Source organism: Erwinia tasmaniensis Et1/99, from assembly GCF_000026185.1.
Lineage (GTDB): Bacteria > Pseudomonadota > Gammaproteobacteria > Enterobacterales > Enterobacteriaceae > Erwinia > Erwinia tasmaniensis.
In genome coordinates, this window is sequence record NC_010694.1 from 3,482,815 (window position 1) to 3,501,036 (window position 18,222).

An 18,222-nucleotide genomic window follows, 5' to 3' on the forward strand; every position below is an offset into this window, starting at 1 on the left:
GAATTTTTTCCACGCTACGTGTTCTCTTTTGCCAGGCTTCCATACAGCGGGGAAGCGGGTAAAAACAGTTCGGTTAACAACAGCGGTTTTCCCGCCAGGCGTAAACGCGAACGTCGCGCCCACAGACCTGCGCTCTGACCAACGTCGATAAAATCACGGGTTAACGATGAGGAGGCAAACAGATAGCGCCCCAGCGGGACGCTGCCCAACTGCCGCAACTTCTGCTCTGGCCCAACCAGCGTTGACTCTGGCACCAGCGTACGCGCCACCAGCCACGGTATGCCATCGGCACAGAGTTCAATTTCACGCAGCCAGTATTGTTTCTCTGGCGGCAGCAGAGCAGCCTCTGCCGCTATTTCCTCTGGGCTGATGAACGCCTCACGTAACAGATTCACCGTGACCTTCTGACAGTGGGCTTCAAAACGCCGGGTCATAGAGTCCGCTTCCAGCAGCCAGTCAAGCAGAGAGGCGGTAAGCAGGGGTGAAGGTTCGGGGAGCCATTCGATCGCGCTTAAAAGCGGCAGCGCGTTCTCCGTCATTGCACTTCTCCGTAAAACTTTCGGTGCGCCAGTGTAACGCAGACCCCGTCGGCAATCCTATCGGTGCGCGACAACATTTTGCCACGTACGGGAGAGTCGTCGGTTGAATTATTCACGCTTCAGGCGGTTGGTGTTCGCCAGCCACAGGGTGACGACCAGAATCAGGATGGCGATGGAGTAGGCGAGAGTATCAAACGGGTTTTCATGGTCGACGATAATCAGGCGAATAATCGCGGTTATACCGATATAGATAAAGTAGCGCAGTGGGAAGTGATAGCCAGACTGGAAGTATTTGATGATTAGAGCAATAAACTCGAAGTAGAGAAAATAGATGACGATGCCATCGATCAGCAGATACGACGAGGTTTGCTCCCCGGTATTGAGCAACACATTGCCAAGATGCAAAGTCTCTTTGCCAAGGAAAATAATCAGAATACAGGCAAGTACAATCAGACCAGCGTTTAACACCATTTGTAGGAAAAAGGCTAAATGAATGGCAGGAGTTTTGCGCACGGGGGAAGTCATGTTACACCTCAAAAGTCATTGTTATCTGTCGGGGTTCTCGACGGGTAACAATATGCTTTAGTGTGATTCAGATCACAAGACATCCCGCTACCGTTACGCTGGGGTTCTCCGGCCTGCGCACATTATGCAGTCATTAATACAGGCCTGGCCGCCTGCGCGGCTGACGGCCAGACGCGCGGGCGGCCAAAGACCGTTTTCCCAGTTATCGATAGCTGGCGTCACGATCGCTGGTCATATCATACAGCTGATATTTACGGTTCAGCATCTGCCCCCCATCCCGCGTCAGCGGCGTCCAGTTGATTTGAGCACGCCCACGGACGGGTGAAACGCTGAACACGTCTAACGGCACGGAGATATAGAAGCCTTTGGTAAAGTCTCCTTCGCCATACTCTTGCGCCGAAACGTTAGTTTTGGTGGCATAGGCGCCAACGATGACTCCGCTGTCAAAGCGCCTCGATACGTCCAGGGTAACGCCCTTATCCCCGGCCAAATATTGACCGGCGCTGGCTTTTACCAGCACATTATCCATAAACCACGGCTGCCAGTAGCCGGTGATATTGCCCACCTTCGCCGTATAGTCGGCGAACTTCATCATGTTGTTCCAGTCGCGCTGCCTGACATAGTTAGCATCTATTCCCACCGCCCAGCTGGCGTCAAGCGGGCGATACAGCACTTCGCCACCGGCCCCGCCGAACATGGTTTCCAGATAGCCACCATACAGCTGGCCGTAGAACCCGTTGCCCAGCTCATGCATGTAGTTGATCTGCAGGTTACTTACATAAACGTTATTTTCCACGTATTCGCGAATATGGGTGCGTACCCGTGGCAGCGTGGAGTCATTTGGCGCGCCGTCATAGCTAAATTTGTCATAGTTGTTAGACAGATTGCCAAACAGGCTGCCGTCCAGCAGCAGATGATCCGTCATCCAGAAGCTGGCGTTGGCCATCACGCCGATCTGGTAGAGGTAGAAGCTTTCCGGCCCGCCCACCGACTGGTTAAGTACCGGTGACAGATTGTAGTCCAGACGCTCGTCACGGATGTGGAAACCCTGCTCGACGCGCCCCGGTTTGACCGGCTCCACGCGCTGCTGTTGTAAGGTCTCTTCATGCCCAAGCGGGTAGCCCGTCAGCTGACGTTGCAGGCTGGCCACGTTGGTTTGCGTAGTGACCTGCGGCATATTGTTGCGCGTTTGGGTCACGCGTAGCGTATCAATACCGGTCGGCAGATGATTCGCCATAATGACATTGGCGCGATCCACGCCGAGCTGGGTATCACGATATTTACTTTGTTCTCCGGTGACGGACAGGGTACTGCCGTCCACCTGCATATTCGGCGCATCCAGCCCGGCGTTATACTTCAGCTGATTTAGCTGGTCTGCGGCCACGGTAGGATCGAGGAAGCGCCCCTGCGGCTGCGGGTGATAGGACGGTTTGGCGTTATCAAACTGACTTTGCTGCAGGTCGTTAAAGTTGGTACGCAGAGTAAAGCCCGCCATTAAGGTGTTACCACGCTCGTAGCTGACGTTAACATCTGCCCAGTCCGCCAGACGGTAAATGGCGCCCACGTTGACCTTACTGCTCTGCCGGAGCTTCCCGGCAAAGTCATCCTTATAGTCATTACCTTCAAATTCCACCTTCAGACGTAACGGCTGCCACGGGGTCTGATATTCAATCCCGCCAAAAAACGCCGTTGGCCCTTTAAACATCTCGCTGGTGCTCAGGGAACCGGCGGTGCCGCCGACGTTGGTGCGATGGCAATATTTATTCCCGGCCGAGCAGAACGGATTTTTTACCGTCCCGCTGTTGCCGAGATAACCCCAGCCGAAGCCGAGGGTAAAATCAAACGGCCCCCAGGCCTTGCTGGCCACCAGATACTCACTGTCAAACAATCCTGTACCGCCGAGGTCGCGCGATCCTATGGAAACCTGCGGCAACCAGTAGCTCTCTTCCCATAGCCGCAGCTTCAGGTCAAAAGCCTTATCTTTATAGGTTTGGCTACCGGAAAAACTCGAATTCGCGCTGTACTCACGGGTTTTTACATCGGTATAGCGGATAGTGGCTTCCAGCCACGGGAAAAGCTGCATGGAAGAGGAGTAAAAAAGATACTGATCGTTATAGCGATAGTTCACGCTGAACTCGCCATCTTGCGCCATGCGCGCGCTGGGTACTTGCAACAAACCCACCCCGCCGAAGTCCGACTGCGACGGGCCAATCGGATCGGGCGAGACATCAGCCTGAGCCTGGCAGGCACAGGTAATAGAAAACGACAGCAGGCTGAGGAGATAACGTTTTTTCATCAGTCAGGGATCCGGTGCGTCAGGACAGAAACGATCTGCAAGTTGAGATCGGCGTAGGCACGCGGTAGCGTCCAGGTGGAAAAGCCAATAAACAATGTGCTGCCCGCCTGCGGCTCGACATGACGGCGGTTCCAGTACGCTACCGGGATCTCAGTGACCTCACCGCCGGGGGAAATCAGCAGCGCGGTGCTGCGTTCGGCGCCGCTCATACGAGGATGCGCCGCCAGATACTCCACCGCGGAGCGCCCTGCCGCCCACGGCACTTTTCCCGTGCTTTCAATCGCACCCGCCAGCGTTATCGAGGTCGGCTCATTCAGCGTATAGACGCTGTACTCCCCCTGAAGCCGACGATTGGCCTGCGGCCTTAACCGCACCCAGTCCGGGTCAAGATTGACGAATTGACGCCCGGTAACCTTCAGCACGGCGATCTGCCGACGGACGTTATCCACCGTGGCGGCCTGTGAGTCGTCACCTTCGTTATGCAGCCGATCGCGCCACGCCTGTAAACGTGCCAAAAGCTGTTGCTGTTGTTGGAGCGCACCCACGGTCGCCAGTTTTTCACCGATCGCCGTGCCCGGCCACCAGGTTTTCTGCGCCAGTGCCGGGTCAGTGACCAACTGTTCCAGATCCGCCACAGGGTTGACCACCAGCGGCTGGCTCTGCCCGGGATAAAAAATGTTGACCCGGCCGTCTGCCAGGGCCAGTTGCGACAACGCAACCGCTATTACGGTAAGGAATGCCAGGCGTTTTTTCATTATATTGCAGGCTTCAGGATGGTGATATCAATAGAGAGCGCGTCTGCTCCCAGCGCTTGCTGTGAACGACGTATTTGTCCGCTGGAGGCATCTACCCAGAACGTGTTGCGCCAGGATGCGCCATTTTCAGCCAACGAAACCTCTTCCTGCCAGATATGGCAGGCTACCGGACGGCCAGCCAGTTGCAGCACCTCGTCTTTCCCTTGAGTAAAGCGCGATGTCGCCGTGTCGGCGCGCGCCTTACCGCTCTCAGTCCAGCGGAGGGTACGGCTCCAGCTCGATCCCTCGCTAAGGTGCAGGGCATCACGCAGCGGGTCATGCTGCAGGTTGCTCACCTGATTGAGGTTATCAGCCAGTCCCAGGGTTTTCACCAGTCGGCCGTGTTCGATGACCAGCATTGCTTTGTCACGCGTTATCCACTTCTGCTGGCCATTCTCGTTGTAGCCCAGCACCACAAAGAGCTGCTGCCCCCCGTTTATCCGCAGGTACATACTGGCGTACGGCAGATTATCTATCTGCTCGTTAGTCATCTGGATGTTATCAGCACCGAAAAAGGCCAGCCTGAACGTTTCACCCATTCCTTTCTGAGTCTGGGTACAGGCCTGAAGCAACAGGCAAAGCAGCAGCAGTGGTAAGTTTCGCAACGGTGGATCCTTGGGCAAATGAGAACAACGCTAAAAATAACCACACGACAGTGTGGTTATGGTTAGTTTTCAATACTCAGGGCGTTGGTGCTACGGTATTCACGACGGTATTAGAGCCACCGCCACCGCTGGACGAGGCCACGGCAACGCCAGCCAGAATGCCAACAACACCGATACCGACGGCCGTGGTAACCCCAGCCGATACGGCGCCAGCGCCGGCAGCACCGGCGGCACCGCCCGTTGTAGCCGAACCTGTCGGCTCGGCTGCAATAGCGCCAGAAGCGCCCGCTAAGTACATTATGGCTGCAGCAGCCCATAAGACTTTTTTCATTACGTTCTCCCTTCATTAAATGAATGGATACCAGGACCGGGATGGTTTCTGGCTTCTCCAGTATGTAAAATTAATTCCCGGAAAGCAGCGGGAGACTTGTCGTCACGACGCAATAAAAATTGAATGGATATAAACCCAGAAAATAGGAAAAGTAACAAACAAATAGCTCCCGGGAAGATAAAAAGTAAATCAATTCCCCTTTATTTCAAAATTTATTAGTTTTAAAAACCAAAGGTGTTTTTAAAGTTTAATGTTAATTACCTACCGTTAATAAATGAACCTCATCTTATAAAAAAACATATTATTCATACAGATAATTAATTTCCGACCAAATATTTTTGTCATTAACAGCGTTAATTTTTAGGAATTTCCCATTTTAAAAAAACCGTTTTTACGCTTTTTTTAGGAAAACACTCACTCTGGTAACGAATAATTCCAGCGTATTTTGGCTAAAGTTTTGTGTTTAGGGCGCCAGGATGGCCACCTCACTACAGGGATCGCCGTAGGTTGGCGAACCGCCGCCCGGTTATTGATCGGAAAAATAAAAAAAGCCCCCAGAATATGGGGGCTCCGGCAAAACGGGACAGGGCAGAATGCCCTCCCCGTTGAGCGTATTGACGATTACCGCCAGGACTTATAAAGGTTAATCAGTCCGTTGGTTGAACCGTCATGGCTGCTGACTTCTGCCGCATCGGCTAATTCAGGCAGAATGCGGCTGGCCAGCTGTTTACCCAGCTCTACGCCCCACTGATCGAAGGTGAAGATATTGAGGATCGCGCCCTGAGTGAAAATCTTATGCTCATACATCGCGATCAGCGCGCCAAGGCTGTACGGCGTGATATCACGTAGCAGGATTGAGTTAGTAGGACGATTACCCTCGAACACTTTGAAAGGCACAATATGCTCGACCGACTGTGCGTCTTTCCCGGCATCCGCAAACTCTTTTTCCACCACTTCACGCGACTTACCAAATGCCAGCGCTTCCGTCTGGGCAAAGAAGTTCGACAGCAGCTTACTGTGGTGGTCGCCCAGCTGATTATGCGACACCGCCGGTGCGATAAAGTCACAGGGAACCAGCTTGGTGCCCTGGTGGATCAGCTGGTAGAACGCATGCTGTCCGTTAGTCCCCGGCTCACCCCAGATAATTGGGCCGGTCTGATAAGAAACCGGGTTGCCGGCACGATCGACGTATTTACCGTTGGACTCCATATTTCCCTGCTGGAAATAGGCAGCAAAGCGGTGCATATACTGGTCGTACGGCAGGATCGCCTCGGTCTCTGCGCCAAAGAAATTGTTGTACCAGATGCCAATCAGCGCCAGCAGTATCGGCAGGTTTTTCTCTTCCGGGGTGTCCGCAAAGTGGCGATCCATCGCATGTGCACCGCTCAGCAGTTTCTCAAAGTTTTCGTAACCGATGGAGAGCGCGATAGACAGGCCAATCGCTGACCACAGCGAGTAGCGGCCACCGACCCAGTCCCAGAACTCGAACATGTTGTCGGTGTCGATGCCGAACTCACTCACCGCCTCGCCGTTGGTCGACAGAGCGGCAAAGTGCTTCGCCACATCCTGCTGCTGCCCCGAAGTAAGGAACCACTCACGTGCGCTGTGAGCATTGGTCATGGTTTCCTGAGTGGTGAACGTTTTTGATGCCACGAGGAACAGCGTGGTTTCCGGGCTAAGCATTTTCAACGTTTCAGCAATGTGGGTGCCGTCAACGTTAGAGACGAAGTGCATCTTCAGATGGTTTTTATACGGACGCAGTGCTTCAGTCACCATAAACGGGCCGAGATCTGAGCCACCGATACCGATGTTCACCACGTCGGTAATGGCTTTCCCGGTGAATCCCTTCCATTCGCCGCTGATGATGCGCTCAGAGAAGGCTTTCATCTTCGCCAGTACCGCATTCACCTCTGGCATAACGTCTTTGCCATCGACCACGATGGGCGTATTGCTACGGTTACGCAGGGCAACATGCAGTACCGCGCGGTCTTCGGTACGGTTGATCTTCTCTCCGGAGAACATCGATTTAATCGCGCTTTGTAGGTCAGTTTCTTTCGCCAGCGCCTGCAATTTTTCCAGCGTTTCGCTGGTAATGCGGTTCTTCGAGTAATCCACCAGCATCCGATCGTCAAAGGTTGCAGAGAAGGCAGCAAACCGGTTGGCATCATTGGCGAAAAGATCGGCGATGTGTACCTCTTTCATCTGCTCAAAATGCTGCTGCAGCGCCTGCCAGGCTGCGGTTTGCGTCGGATTGATATTTTTCATAGCAACACACTCTTTTTTATTGAGAATTTCCATTCAGACCGGACGATATGTTACCCGTTACGGGGAACTGGCTCCCCTTTTCCTGCAACAGGTTAGAGCTATCATCCCATCACGATTTTGCATTCGGCTGGTGAGATGCTTTCTCACTCAGCTTTCTGGTATGACTATTCATACCTTGTTAGGGCAAATAATTATAGTCCGAAGCGTGTTGTCCAAACTTGATGTTTCAGGTGTTAACGGTCATTTTCTGGCCCAAAACCATTAGCAAGACTGATGCTGAAGGCGACCGGGAAAAAAATGAACAATCATTAAATGACAGGCGTTGACAGCGGAGCCATAACCCGATATTTGTATGCGCAACTTGCGCACCCGTGCGCAGGCCAGAAGAGGCGCGTCGCCCAGGCAGTGTGTTGGAGGAACCGAATCCAGAGATAACACATCAGGGGGAGCGACGCCGAGGTATCAACCACGCGGAGTGGGGCGTATCGACCGCAGGGGCTGAATCCTCTGGGTTGTCACCAGCAACGTCCGGTAGTCGGGCGGCAAGGTGGGGCGCTTCTGGGTGACTCGTAGTGGTTTCTTCTACGTCTTCCCCTGGTTATGCCCTTCCCTTGTGCCAAGCTGATGTAATAAATCCTGACACGAAGGTAGTCATCGTAATGTCTCAAAATCTGATCGTGGCGAAATTTGGCGGCACCAGCGTTGCCGACTATACCGCTATGAACCGCAGTGCCGATGTGGTGTTGTCTAATCCCGATGTGCGTCTGGTGGTGCTCTCCGCGTCAGCGGGCGTGACCAATCTTTTGGTTGCGCTGGCTGAAGGCCAGCAGCCGGAAGAGCGCACCGCCCTGCTGGAAGAAATCCGCCGAATTCAATACGCAATTATCGACCCGCTTAATCAGCCGGAAGTGATCCGCGAGGAAATCGACCGCATTCTTGAAAATATCAGCACGCTGTCTGACGGCGCGGCGCTGGCGACGTCAACGGCACTGACCGATGAATTGGTCAGTCACGGTGAGCTGATGTCCACCCTGCTGTTTGTTGAAATCCTGCGCCAGCGCAAAGCGGCTGCCGAATGGTTTGACGTGCGCAAAGTGATGCGTACCAACGATCATTTTGGCCGTGCCGAACCGGAATCAGCGGCCTTACAGGACCTGGTCAATATCCAGCTGAAGCCACGCACCGCGGAAGCGCTGATTGTGACGCAGGGCTTTATCGGTAGCGAAGCACAGGGCCGCACCACCACATTAGGCCGTGGCGGCAGTGACTATACCGCAGCACTGCTGGGGGAAGCGCTGCACGCCAGCCGCATTGATATCTGGACCGACGTACCGGGTATTTACACCACCGACCCACGCGTGGTGCCTTCTGCCAAGCGTATCGATGAAATCACCTTTGAAGAAGCGGCCGAAATGGCGACCTTCGGTGCTAAGGTGCTGCATCCGGCCACCCTGCTGCCTGCGGTGCGCAGTGATATCCCGGTGTTTGTCGGCTCCAGTAAAAATCCGTCAGCGGGGGGGACGATGGTATGCAATGAAACCCGCAACCCGCCGCTGTTCCGCGCCCTCGCACTGCGCCGCAAGCAAACGCTACTGACGCTGCATAGCCTGAATATGCTGCACGCACGTGGTTTCCTTGCTGAAGTCTTTAATATCCTTGCTCGCCACAGTATTTCCGTGGACCTGATTACTACTTCTGAAGTGAGCGTGGCGCTGACGCTGGATACCACCGGTTCGACCTCGACCGGTGACAGTCTGCTGACCCAGGCGCTGCTGACAGAGCTTTCCTCCCTGTGCCGGGTGGAAGTGGAGGAGAACCTGGCGCTGGTGGCGATCATTGGCAATCAGCTCTCCAGGGCCTGTGGTGTCGGTAAAGAGGTATTCGGCGTGCTGGAGCCGTTTAACCTGCGCATGATCTGCTACGGCGCAAGCAGCTATAACCTCTGCTTCCTGGTGCCGGGCAATGACGCCGAGAAAATCGTACAGACATTGCACCGCAATATCTTTGAGTGATGCTGAAACCGGGTCCGCCCGGTTTTTTATTGGGGTATAAAAAAGGAAGTCTGACTATGCTCGCCGCCGTTACCCGACTGTTTCCCCTTTGGGCAGTCCTGCTCTCTGTCGTTGCCTGGTATACACCCGGCACGTTTAGCGCGATGGGGCCTTATGTTCCCTGGCTGCTGATGCTGATTATGTTTGGTATGGGCGTTACGCTGAACGTTAGCGATTTTAAACGCGTTCTGACGCGCCCGGCACCGGTTATCGCCGGAACCTTGTTACATTATCTGGTGATGCCGCTGGCCGCATGGGGCCTGGCGAAACTGTTTCATATGCCGCCCGATCTCTCCGCCGGAATGATCCTCGTCGGTAGCGTTGCCAGCGGCACCGCCTCCAACGTCATGATCTATCTGGCAAAAGGAGATGTCGCCCTGTCTGTCACCATCTCCTCCGTTTCTGCGCTGGTTGGCGTGTTTGCTACTCCGCTGCTGACAAAGTTTTATGTCGATACCCATATCCAGGTGGATGTGGTCGGCATGCTGCTCAGCATTGTGAAAATTGTGGTGATCCCTATCAGCCTCGGCCTGATTATCCACCACACCATGAACGGAATAGTGAAACGTGTGGAGCCCTGGCTACCGGTATTCTCTATGGTCTGTATTTTGCTGATTATCAGCACCGTGGTGGCGGGCAGTCAGAGCTTTATCGGGTCAGTGGGTCTGATGGTGATGAGCGCCGTGATCCTGCATAACGCCCTGGGTTTACTGGGCGGATACTGGGGGGGCAAGCTGTTTGGCTTTGACGAGTCGACCTGCCGTACTCTGGCGCTGGAGGTAGGGATGCAGAACTCTGGCCTCGCGGCGACGCTGGGTAAACTTTATTTTTCACCGCTGGCCGCCCTGCCGGGCGCCCTGTTCTCGGTATGGCATAACCTGTCCGGCTCGCTGCTGGCCGGGTACTGGTCCGGCAAGACCATGAAAAAGAAATAGCGTGATGCTGTTCGTGAAGGGGCCTCAAGGCCCCTTTTTTTATCAAACTGGCCGTACTGCAAGGGACAGTAAGATAGTAACCACTTACTCCTCATCGCGTTCATCGTCAGGCTGTTCCAGCACGCCGTAAGCAACCGCACAAAATAGCGAGTTCAGGCGCTTCATATCGCCCAGCAGCCCCAAATGCAGCGAGCTGGTTTCGATACTCTGCACGTTTTGCTGGTGCAGACGTTCGACGTGAGTGTAGGAATAACGGCGGTTGGTGATGCGAAAACGATGCTTGGCACGACGCAGCCGCTTCGCGCTGGTGATATCGCGCGATAAAAACACCGACAGGCTGAGGCGCAGATTGCTGGTGAGCAGCTCCAGCTGCGCGTCCAGCTCCTGCATCCCCTCCAGCGAAAAGGCCAGCCCCGCCGCCAGCGACTTATCGGCCACATCTCCGCTCATCCTTTCCAGGATGTCCCCGGCCATTTCAAGATTGAGCGCCATTTCAATGGTCTCGGCCCAGCGCCGTGAGTCCTCATCCGGCAGATCTTCTTTCGGCATCTGCGCAAGATAGAGTTTAATGGCGGTATACAACACATCGACGTCATCATCGAGCTTGCGTATTTCCCGGTCTTCACGCCGTTCACCGTGCACCACCCTGCTGAAGGTGGTAAGCATCTGTTCCAGTACATCTCCCATGCGCAGCGTTTCGCGCGCCGCATTCGCCAGCGCCAGCGCCGGGGTATCCAGCGATGCGCTGTCCAGGTGCCTGGGCTTTAGTCGTAAATCGGTTTCCGCCTCATCGCGGATCAAACGCTGGCATAAAGTGGCCATCGGCTCGGCAAAAGGCACCATAATCACGCAGCGGATCAGGTTATAAAACACATGGAAGAAGATCACTAATTCTTCATTATTAACCGGCAGTTTCTCCAGCCAGTTCGCCAGCGGGTCGATAAACGGCAGGATCAGCAGCGAGCCGATAAATTTAAACAGCAGACTGCCGAGCGCCACCCGTTTACCGGCGGCGTTAGAGGCGCTGTTATTCAGCATCGCCAACAGTCCGCTGCCGAGATTGGCCCCGATCACCAGACATAACGCCACTTTAAAGGAGATCACCCCGGTCGCCGCCAGCGTGGCGGTCAGCAATACCGCTGCCAGACTTGAGTAGCTGATAATGGCAAACAGGGCGCCGATCAGGGCATCGAGCATCACATCCCCAGTCAGCGATGAAAACAGCACCTTTACCCCGGCGGCCTGGGTGATGGGCGTGGCCGCGGCAACAATCAGCTGCAGCGCCAGCAGAATTAACCCCAGGCCAATGCTGGTACGGCCTAACTGACCGGCACGGGCCTGCTTGCGGCCCAGAAAGAACACCACGCCAAAAAAGATAAACAGCGGCGAAAGCCAGGAGAGATCGAATGTCAGGATGCGCGCCATCAGCGCGGTCCCCACGTCGGCACCGAGAATGATCACCAATGCCGGGGCTAATCCCACCAGTTCCTGGGCGACAAATGAGGTGACCAGCATAGTGGTAGCGTTACTGCTCTGTACCAGCGCGGTCACGCCAATACCCGACAGAAACGCCATAGGTTTTTTTGCCATGCTGCGGCTCAGTACCCGGCGCAGGTTGGCCCCAAAGACGCGCATGATCCCCGTACGTACGATATGAGTTCCCCATACCAATAGCGCAACGGCAGCAAAAAGATTAAGCAGAGTTAACACCGATATTGACCTCACTACGGCTGAAACGTTATTCATGCGCTGCGGCAAAAACCGATAACGCGTTTCGTATTCAGTTTAGTCGATCAAATTAAAAAATCTTTCTTATCAGTGTGATATCAGGCAACTTCCCGCAGTGTTTTCTTGTCCAGCAGCAGGCCCACCCAGGCTCCCGCCGCATAATACTCTTCGGCACGGTTAAGCACGTCTACCGTGAGTTCCACCTCATGAGCCCTGACACGATAGCGGATCACGTTACCCAGCAGGCTGTGGCTAATAATCTGGGCCGGGATGCCCTGCTCTGGCCGGCAGAGCCTTAGCGATTCCGGGCGGATGGCCACCTGTGAGTTAAAAGAACCCCCGATTAAACGCGTCGCCTGCGGCACGCTTAACAGGTTGTAATGCCCAATGAAGCCAGCGGCAAACAGATCGACCGGGGCGGAGTACAGCGATTCGGCATCACCGCTCTGGACGATTTTTCCCTTATTCATCAGCACAATGCGGTCGGACAGCATTAACGCCTCCTCCTGATCGTGGGTCACGAACAGCGTGGTCAGCTTCAGCTCTTGCTGGATAAGACGGATCTGGTCGCGCAGATGGCGACGAATGCGTGCGTCCAGCGCCGACAGCGGTTCATCCAGCAGCAGCAGACGCGGGCGCATAACCAGAGAACGCGCCAGCGCCACGCGCTGGCACTGGCCACCAGAGAGCTGGTGCGGATAGCGTTTGACGAAATCGTTCAGTTCGACCAGCTCCAGTACCTCCGCCACACGCCGTTGGATCTCTGCACCCGGCAGCTTCTGCATCTTCAGGCCGAACGCCACGTTACGCTCTACCGTCATATTAGGGAACAGCGCATAGCTTTGAAATACCATGCCGATGGCACGCTGCTGCGGAGAGAGCGGCACCAGATCCTTGCCCTGCAATAAAATCTGCCCGCTGTCGACCGACGTCAGGCCAGCAATGCAGCGCAGCAGCGTCGATTTGCCGCAGCCGCTGGGGCCTAACAGAGTGACGAACTCCCCTTCGCTGGCGCTAAAGTCGATATCCTGAAAAACGGACGTGGGGCCGTAGCTTTTATTCAGTTGAGTCACATTCAGGTAGGACATCGTCAGCCTCTCGTGCGGTTCAGGGTGTTCGCCAGCCAGGTGACCAGCAGGACAACAAGGAAATACGCAATAACCAGCGCACTGCTGAAATGCCCGCTACTGTTGCGCACGTTATACAGATAGACCTGTAAGGTTTCATAGCGCGTGCCGACCAGCAGGTTAGCGAATACAAACTCACCTATCAGGAATGAGAACGACAGCAGCAGAGCAATGGTCGCCCCTTTACGTAAATTAGGCAGCACCACCAGGCACGCAGCCTGCCAGGTGCTGGCACCCAGTAGATGCGCAGCATCAACCAGTTCGCGCAAATTAATCGCCTGCATATTGTTAGCGATAGCGCGGTAAATAAACGGCAATGCCAGGGTGAAATAGCAGCCGATAAGTATCCACGGCGTACCGGTTAACATCAGCGGTGGCGCGGAATACAGCTGCAACAGCCCAACGGAGGAGACCACCGGCGGCACGGCGAAGGGCAGCAGGATCAGAATATTCATTACCCCATCTAGCTTAGGGAAGTAGTAAGCAATCACAAACATTGCTGGCAGCACCAGTAATAGCGATAGCAGAAGCGCTCCAAAACAGAGCAGCAGCGAACGCCCCAGCGCAAGCAAAAAGCGCGGATCGTTCCACAGCTGTACCATCCATTTTAGCGTCAGGCCATCGGGCAGCATGGATGCACCCCAACGCGTTGCCAGCGCATACAGCAGTGTTGCCACCAGCGGTAACGCCAGAATAAGCAGTACCAGCCAGACGACGACCCGGTGATAAACGTATTCACTTTGCGACATCGTTGTTCTCCGGGTTAGCGCACATTGACATAGCTGGCGCGCAGCAGCCACTGATGGATAACGGTAATCAGCGTCATCAGCAGCACCAGCAGCATCGCCAGCGCGCTCGCCATATTCGGGTCGAGGGTGATATCACCCGCCACCAGCGCGGCAATCCGCACCGGAACCATGTTAACGTTACCGCTGGTGAGCGCATAAAGGGTGGCGTAAGCACCCAGCGCGTTAGCCAGCAGGATAACGAACGTTCCCAGTAACGCGGGTGTCAGGATCGGCAAAGCAATATGCCAGCTATAACGCCAGCGCCCGGCTCCCAGCAACACGGCAGATTCCTGCCACTCTTTTTTCAGGCTATCAAATGCCGGATAGAGCAGCAGCAGGCCGAGCGGGATTTGGAACCAGGTATAAACCACAATCAGGCCCGAGCTGGAGTAGAGCCTGAACCCCTGTAGGATTTCATATTTGCGCATCATCAGCGTCAGACAGCCGTTCAGGCCCAGCAGAATGATAAAGGCAAACGCCAGCGGTACGCCGGCAAAATTACTGGTCATGTTGGTGAAAGAGAGCAAAAAACGGTGCAGCCTGCCGGAGCCGATCTGATGCAGTGAATACCCCCCCAGCAGGGCAATAATCAAGCCATACAGGCTTGACCAGAGGGCAATATTCAGCGAAAAACGAATTGCCTGCTGGTAAAACGGCGATGTCAGTATCTCCCGGTAATTTGCCCATCCCCAGGCCTCCGAGGTTTCACTCCAAAAGCTGTTAAGCGCAATCCACCCCAACGGCGCGAGCTGAAACGCAAGATAAAATAGCGCAAAAGGGAGCAGAAACAGTAAGGCAACCCCTTTCCTCCTGGTCATATTCCTGCCCCCGTGGAGAGCAGCGCCGCGCACAGCGGCTTGTCGTGCGCAACGCCCAGGATTTGGCACAGCGTGCCACACAGCTCGGTTTGCTGCGGCGCGGCGTCCGCGCATAGTGAAAACGCCGCGCCAAAGACAAACAGCGGCACCTGAGTCTCCTCCGGCAACGTGCCGCCGTGGCTACGATCGTCATTCATTCCGTGGTCGGCAGTGACCATCACCTGATAGCCCTGCTTCAGCCAGCCCGGCATCCAATGTGACAGCCAGCCATCCGCCGCGCGCGCCCGGTTGCGGTATGATGATGAGTTCAGCCCGTGCTGATGCCCGGCATCGTCAATATTCATGGGATGGATCAGCAGGAAGTCCGGCTGATGCTGGATGCGCAGGCTTTCGGCGTCTTCAAACAGGTGGGAGTCAGGATAGCCGTCATCATGATAAAAATGGCCATACTGGATCGGAAGCCGTGGCGCATGGGTATGTCGATCGCGCACCGCATCAAACGGTGAGCGGTTGTACAGCTCGCTCACCCAGTGATAGGCGGCGGCGGCGGTCGTCAGTCCCCCATCGCGCGCATAGTGGAAGATGCTGCGCTCCGTACTCAGGCGGCTGACGCCGTTGTGGATAATGCCGCTTTGCACCGGCGTCACCCCGGTAAGGATACATTCGTACAGCGGGCGTGAGAGCGAAGGCAGCTCACAGCTCAGCGGGTAAAACTGCCCATGTCCCTGTGCGCATTCAGCATGCAGATAGCCCATGGCATCCCGCGCCACCTGAAAGTTAAGACCGTCCAGTACCACCAGAATCGTTTTCATCGGCCGCTCTTACTGCTGCATATTAAAAATGACGTTCTCCTGCCACAGGCGAGGCAGCGTTTTCGCCGCCTTATCCCAGGCGGCAGGATCGGCAACCGGATGGGCATTTTTGTAGGCGGCGGCGGGTAATAATTTAGCCTGAACATCCTGTGGCAACGTTAGATGCTCTGCGCGGATAGGGCGCGCATAGCCTCGGGCAAGGTTAATCTGACCTGCATCGGAGAAGATATATTCTCGCGCCAGTTTGGCGGCATTAGGGTGTTGGGCGTACTTATTGATGATGGTGGTATAGCCGGAGGTAATCGATCCATCAGACGGGATCACCACCTCGAAGCGGTTACGGTCAATCTGGTCACGATAGTTCAGCCCGTTAAAGTCCCACACTACCGCTACCTGAATTTCGCCTTTTTCAAGGTTGGCAATGACCGGGTTGGTCAGACCGAGCCGCCCTGCTTTCGCCAGCGAGCTGAAGAAATCCAGCGCGGGCTGTAGATTCTTTTCACTGCCACCCAGCGCATAACTTGCCGCCAGCACGCCATTCGCCGCCTGTGCCGCCACGCTGACATCACCAATCGTCACCACGTAGTTGCCTTTTTTCAAATCGGCCCAGCTGTGAGGAATGTCCTTAACCTGGTCCTTGTTGATAATGAATGCGATGGTGCCGGTGTAAGCCAATGCCCAGTATCCGTCTTTGTCTTTCGCCCAGTCGGGGATCTGATCCCACGTCGTGGGCTTATAAGGCTGCACCAACCCTTTCTGCACCGCTATCGGGCCGAAAGCCGCCCCTACATCGCCAATATCCGCGCTGGCATGATTTTTTTCAGCAGCAAACCTCGCCAGTTCCTCGGCCGAAGACATATCGGTATCACTATGCTTAATCCCGTACTGACGGCTGATATCATTCCAGGTGTCTTTCCAGTTAGCCCAGCTGTCAGGCATGCCCACGCTGTTAACCTGACCTTCAGCACGAGCGGCCTGTTCCAAGTCGGCATTCGCAGCCAGACTGTCGACGGGCAATAACATAACCATAGTCGTGGCCGTGGCCAGCACGGATGTAAACAACGATTTCATGACGGATGCTCCAGGTTAAAAGGTGAACGGCCTATAAATTCATACAGCAAAGATCGGGCCAATCTAACCTGCGCCGGTGACTGTTTGATGACAGTCGCAGCTGCCGCCGTGCGAACAAGAGATTTTAGAACACGTCAGCCGCGCAAAATGCGCCCTGCCGCTTCATTTCTGGGCTGCGTTGCACCCATTTGAAGCCGTGAGGTTTCAGAACAATGAAGTGGATTGCGTAAAGGTTGTAGACCTGCCGCCCTTGACTGAAGGTTGTAGAAAAGGACTCCGTTTTTTAAGCCACTGGCGCAAAATTTTATTAACTAAAATCGCGCTTATGTTTTTTGCGTCGCTTAAAAAAGATATTTAATCATTAAAAAATCGTTTTCATGACGTCAACCGGTCATCTGATGCGACTTTCAGGAAGTATTGGGAAGGGCATATCGATCGTGTTGGATCTTTGATCCTCCACGATCTGAAACAGAAAACCGATAAGATCAGTCCAGGGTTGGATTCATATGGCGCAGATCGAATGGCGTAATCTGATAGACATAATAATTTAGCCAGTTTGAAAAAAGCAGGTTACCGTGACTGCGCCAGCTGGCACGCGGCTCCAGCTGCGGATTATCCTGTGGGAAATAGTTGAACGGTATTTCTGGGTTTAAGCCCGCCTCATAATCACGGTGGTATTCACCCGATAAGGTTAACGCATCATATTCTGGATGTCCGGTCACGAACGCAAGACGCTTATCCTTGCTGGCAAACAGGTATGCGCCCGTTTGTTCTGATTCAGCGAAGATTTCCAGGTCAGTATAGTCACGGATAAGCCCCGCAGGGAAGTCAGCGTAACGTGAGTGAGGTGCCAGGAAGGTATCATCAAAGCCACGAGTCAGCAGAGCATGAGGGTGTAAGATTTGGTGATCGAATACGCCAGACAGTTTGCTATCGCGGGTTTGCTTAGGAATGCCATACAGGATATTTAATGCCGCCTGCACCGCCCAACAGACAAATAGCGTGGAGGTCACATGCTCTTTGGCCCAGTGTAGTACCTTATGAATTTGCGGCCAGTAGGCAACATCACAGAAGTCGACCAGGCCAAGTGGAGCACCCGTTACTATCAACCCATCATAGTTATCATGCTGAATATCTTCGAAATTACGATAGAAATTATTCAGATGTTCAGACGGGGTATTACGTGATTCCCGCGTATCAATACGCAAAAGCTGAATGTCGATCTGCAACGGAGAGTTAGAAAGCAGACGAAGAAACTGGTTCTCCGTTTCGATCTTCTTTGGCATCAGATTTAGTACCAGTACTTTTAGCGGTCGGATCATCTGAGTGCTGGCTCGCGTTGAGGTCATCACAAAGACGTTCTCGTTACGCAAAAAATTCACCGCTGGTAATTCATCAGGTACCCTGATTGGCATCGCCTACTTCCTCATTGCATACATTTATACTTTTAGACATCCAGATAGCTAAAAATAGCGTTACGAAGCGCAAATGTCGAGCACTTATCCGATAGTTGAAAATGTTTCATAACAGCGCGGGT

At 54.3% G+C, this 18,222-nt stretch carries 16 protein-coding genes and 1 riboswitch; of the genes, 2 read left to right on the plus strand and 14 right to left on the minus strand.

Going from position 1 to position 18,222, the window contains the following annotated elements; genetic code table 11:
* Window positions 1–14: 14 nt before the first annotated feature.
* The 7 genes from ubiC to pgi form a co-directional block, all read right to left on the minus strand.
* Window positions 15–539, minus strand: a complete 525-nt coding sequence (ubiC, locus tag ETA_RS16725; protein ID WP_012442801.1) for a chorismate lyase — start codon at window positions 537–539, stop codon at window positions 15–17.
* 108 nt (window positions 540–647) lie between these two features.
* Window positions 648–1,064 carry a phosphate-starvation-inducible protein PsiE gene (gene psiE, locus ETA_RS16730; protein ID WP_012442802.1) on the minus strand — a complete coding sequence of 139 codons (417 nt, stop codon included), beginning with the start codon at window positions 1,062–1,064 and terminating at the stop codon, window positions 648–650.
* Window positions 1,065–1,266: 202 nt separating this feature from the next.
* Window positions 1,267–3,360, minus strand: a complete 2,094-nt coding sequence (locus ETA_RS16735; protein ID WP_012442803.1) for a YjbH domain-containing protein — start codon at window positions 3,358–3,360, stop codon at window positions 1,267–1,269.
* Window positions 3,360–4,115, minus strand: a complete 756-nt coding sequence (locus ETA_RS16740) for a capsule biosynthesis GfcC D2 domain-containing protein (RefSeq protein ID WP_012442804.1) — start codon at window positions 4,113–4,115, stop codon at window positions 3,360–3,362. Before ETA_RS16740 ends, ETA_RS16735 begins: the two co-directional genes overlap by 1 nt.
* Window positions 4,115–4,759 (minus strand): YjbF family lipoprotein, encoded by a 645-nt coding sequence (locus ETA_RS16745; RefSeq protein ID WP_012442805.1) that lies wholly within the window; start codon window positions 4,757–4,759, stop codon window positions 4,115–4,117. Before ETA_RS16745 ends, ETA_RS16740 begins: the two co-directional genes overlap by 1 nt.
* 76 nt (window positions 4,760–4,835) lie before the next feature.
* Window positions 4,836–5,090 carry an exopolysaccharide production protein YjbE gene (gene yjbE, locus ETA_RS16750; RefSeq protein ID WP_012442806.1) on the minus strand — a complete coding sequence of 85 codons (255 nt, stop codon included), beginning with the start codon at window positions 5,088–5,090 and terminating at the stop codon, window positions 4,836–4,838.
* A 621-nt stretch (window positions 5,091–5,711) separates the two neighbouring features.
* Window positions 5,712–7,355 carry a glucose-6-phosphate isomerase gene (gene pgi, locus ETA_RS16755; protein WP_012442807.1) on the minus strand — a complete coding sequence of 548 codons (1,644 nt, stop codon included), beginning with the start codon at window positions 7,353–7,355 and terminating at the stop codon, window positions 5,712–5,714.
* 376 nt (window positions 7,356–7,731) lie between these two features.
* Window positions 7,732–7,921, plus strand: a riboswitch (Lysine riboswitch).
* Between the two features lie 93 nt (window positions 7,922–8,014).
* Here pgi and lysC point away from each other — a divergent pair.
* Together lysC and panS are read left to right on the plus strand one after the other, a co-directional pair.
* Window positions 8,015–9,367, plus strand: a complete 1,353-nt coding sequence (gene lysC, locus ETA_RS16760; protein WP_012442808.1) for a lysine-sensitive aspartokinase 3 — start codon at window positions 8,015–8,017, stop codon at window positions 9,365–9,367.
* Window positions 9,368–9,423: 56 nt separating this feature from the next.
* A complete protein-coding gene (panS, locus tag ETA_RS16765) occupies window positions 9,424–10,341 on the plus strand; it encodes a ketopantoate/pantoate/pantothenate transporter PanS (RefSeq protein WP_012442809.1) in 918 nt (305 codons plus the stop codon).
* A gap of 84 nt (window positions 10,342–10,425) precedes the next feature.
* Here the strand turns inward: panS and ETA_RS16770 are convergent, their stop codons facing one another.
* From ETA_RS16770 to metA, 7 genes are all read right to left on the minus strand, one after another.
* Window positions 10,426–12,051 (minus strand): Na/Pi cotransporter family protein, encoded by a 1,626-nt coding sequence (locus ETA_RS16770; RefSeq protein ID WP_012442810.1) that lies wholly within the window; start codon window positions 12,049–12,051, stop codon window positions 10,426–10,428.
* A gap of 116 nt (window positions 12,052–12,167) precedes the next feature.
* Window positions 12,168–13,157, minus strand: coding sequence for an ABC transporter ATP-binding protein (locus tag ETA_RS16775; protein ID WP_012442811.1), 990 nt, complete (start codon window positions 13,155–13,157; stop codon window positions 12,168–12,170).
* A 2-nt stretch (window positions 13,158–13,159) separates the two neighbouring features.
* A complete protein-coding gene (locus tag ETA_RS16780; protein WP_012442812.1) occupies window positions 13,160–13,945 on the minus strand; it encodes an ABC transporter permease in 786 nt (261 codons plus the stop codon).
* A 14-nt stretch (window positions 13,946–13,959) separates the two neighbouring features.
* A complete protein-coding gene (locus ETA_RS16785; protein ID WP_012442813.1) occupies window positions 13,960–14,802 on the minus strand; it encodes an ABC transporter permease in 843 nt (280 codons plus the stop codon).
* Window positions 14,799–15,614: an alkaline phosphatase family protein gene (locus tag ETA_RS16790; protein WP_012442814.1), complete on the minus strand. Its 816-nt coding sequence runs from the start codon at window positions 15,612–15,614 to the stop codon at window positions 14,799–14,801. The genes ETA_RS16785 and ETA_RS16790 overlap by 4 nt, the downstream gene beginning before the upstream one ends.
* 9 nt (window positions 15,615–15,623) lie before the next feature.
* Window positions 15,624–16,685, minus strand: coding sequence for an ABC transporter substrate-binding protein (locus ETA_RS16795; protein ID WP_012442815.1), 1,062 nt, complete (start codon window positions 16,683–16,685; stop codon window positions 15,624–15,626).
* A gap of 485 nt (window positions 16,686–17,170) precedes the next feature.
* Entirely contained in the window at window positions 17,171–18,100 is a 930-nt protein-coding gene (gene metA / locus ETA_RS16800; protein ID WP_012442816.1) for a homoserine O-acetyltransferase MetA, read from the minus strand.
* Between the last annotated feature and the right edge of the window lie 122 nt (window positions 18,101–18,222).

Bases quoted from the DNA above. Each gene is read 5' to 3' on its own strand.
- ETA_RS16735 (WP_012442803.1), bottom strand. From the start codon at position 3,360: ATGAAAAAACGTTATCTCCTCAGCCTGCTGTCGTTTTCTATTACCTGT.
- ETA_RS16785 (WP_012442813.1), bottom strand. From the start codon at position 14,802: ATGACCAGGAGGAAAGGGGTTGCCTTACTGTTTCTGCTCCCTTTTGCG.
- psiE (WP_012442802.1), bottom strand. From the start codon at position 1,064: ATGACTTCCCCCGTGCGCAAAACTCCTGCCATTCATTTAGCCTTTTTC.
- yjbE (WP_012442806.1), bottom strand. From the start codon at position 5,090: ATGAAAAAAGTCTTATGGGCTGCTGCAGCCATAATGTACTTAGCGGGC.
- ubiC (WP_012442801.1), bottom strand. From the start codon at position 539: ATGACGGAGAACGCGCTGCCGCTTTTAAGCGCGATCGAATGGCTCCCC.
- ETA_RS16775 (WP_012442811.1), bottom strand. From the start codon at position 13,157: ATGTCCTACCTGAATGTGACTCAACTGAATAAAAGCTACGGCCCCACG.
- metA (WP_012442816.1), bottom strand. From the start codon at position 18,100: ATGCCAATCAGGGTACCTGATGAATTACCAGCGGTGAATTTTTTGCGT.
- lysC (WP_012442808.1), top strand. From the start codon at position 8,015: ATGTCTCAAAATCTGATCGTGGCGAAATTTGGCGGCACCAGCGTTGCC.
- ETA_RS16790 (WP_012442814.1), bottom strand. From the start codon at position 15,614: ATGAAAACGATTCTGGTGGTACTGGACGGTCTTAACTTTCAGGTGGCG.
- ETA_RS16795 (WP_012442815.1), bottom strand. From the start codon at position 16,685: ATGAAATCGTTGTTTACATCCGTGCTGGCCACGGCCACGACTATGGTT.
- pgi (WP_012442807.1), bottom strand. From the start codon at position 7,355: ATGAAAAATATCAATCCGACGCAAACCGCAGCCTGGCAGGCGCTGCAG.
- ETA_RS16780 (WP_012442812.1), bottom strand. From the start codon at position 13,945: ATGTCGCAAAGTGAATACGTTTATCACCGGGTCGTCGTCTGGCTGGTA.
- ETA_RS16740 (WP_012442804.1), bottom strand. From the start codon at position 4,115: ATGAAAAAACGCCTGGCATTCCTTACCGTAATAGCGGTTGCGTTGTCG.
- panS (WP_012442809.1), top strand. From the start codon at position 9,424: ATGCTCGCCGCCGTTACCCGACTGTTTCCCCTTTGGGCAGTCCTGCTC.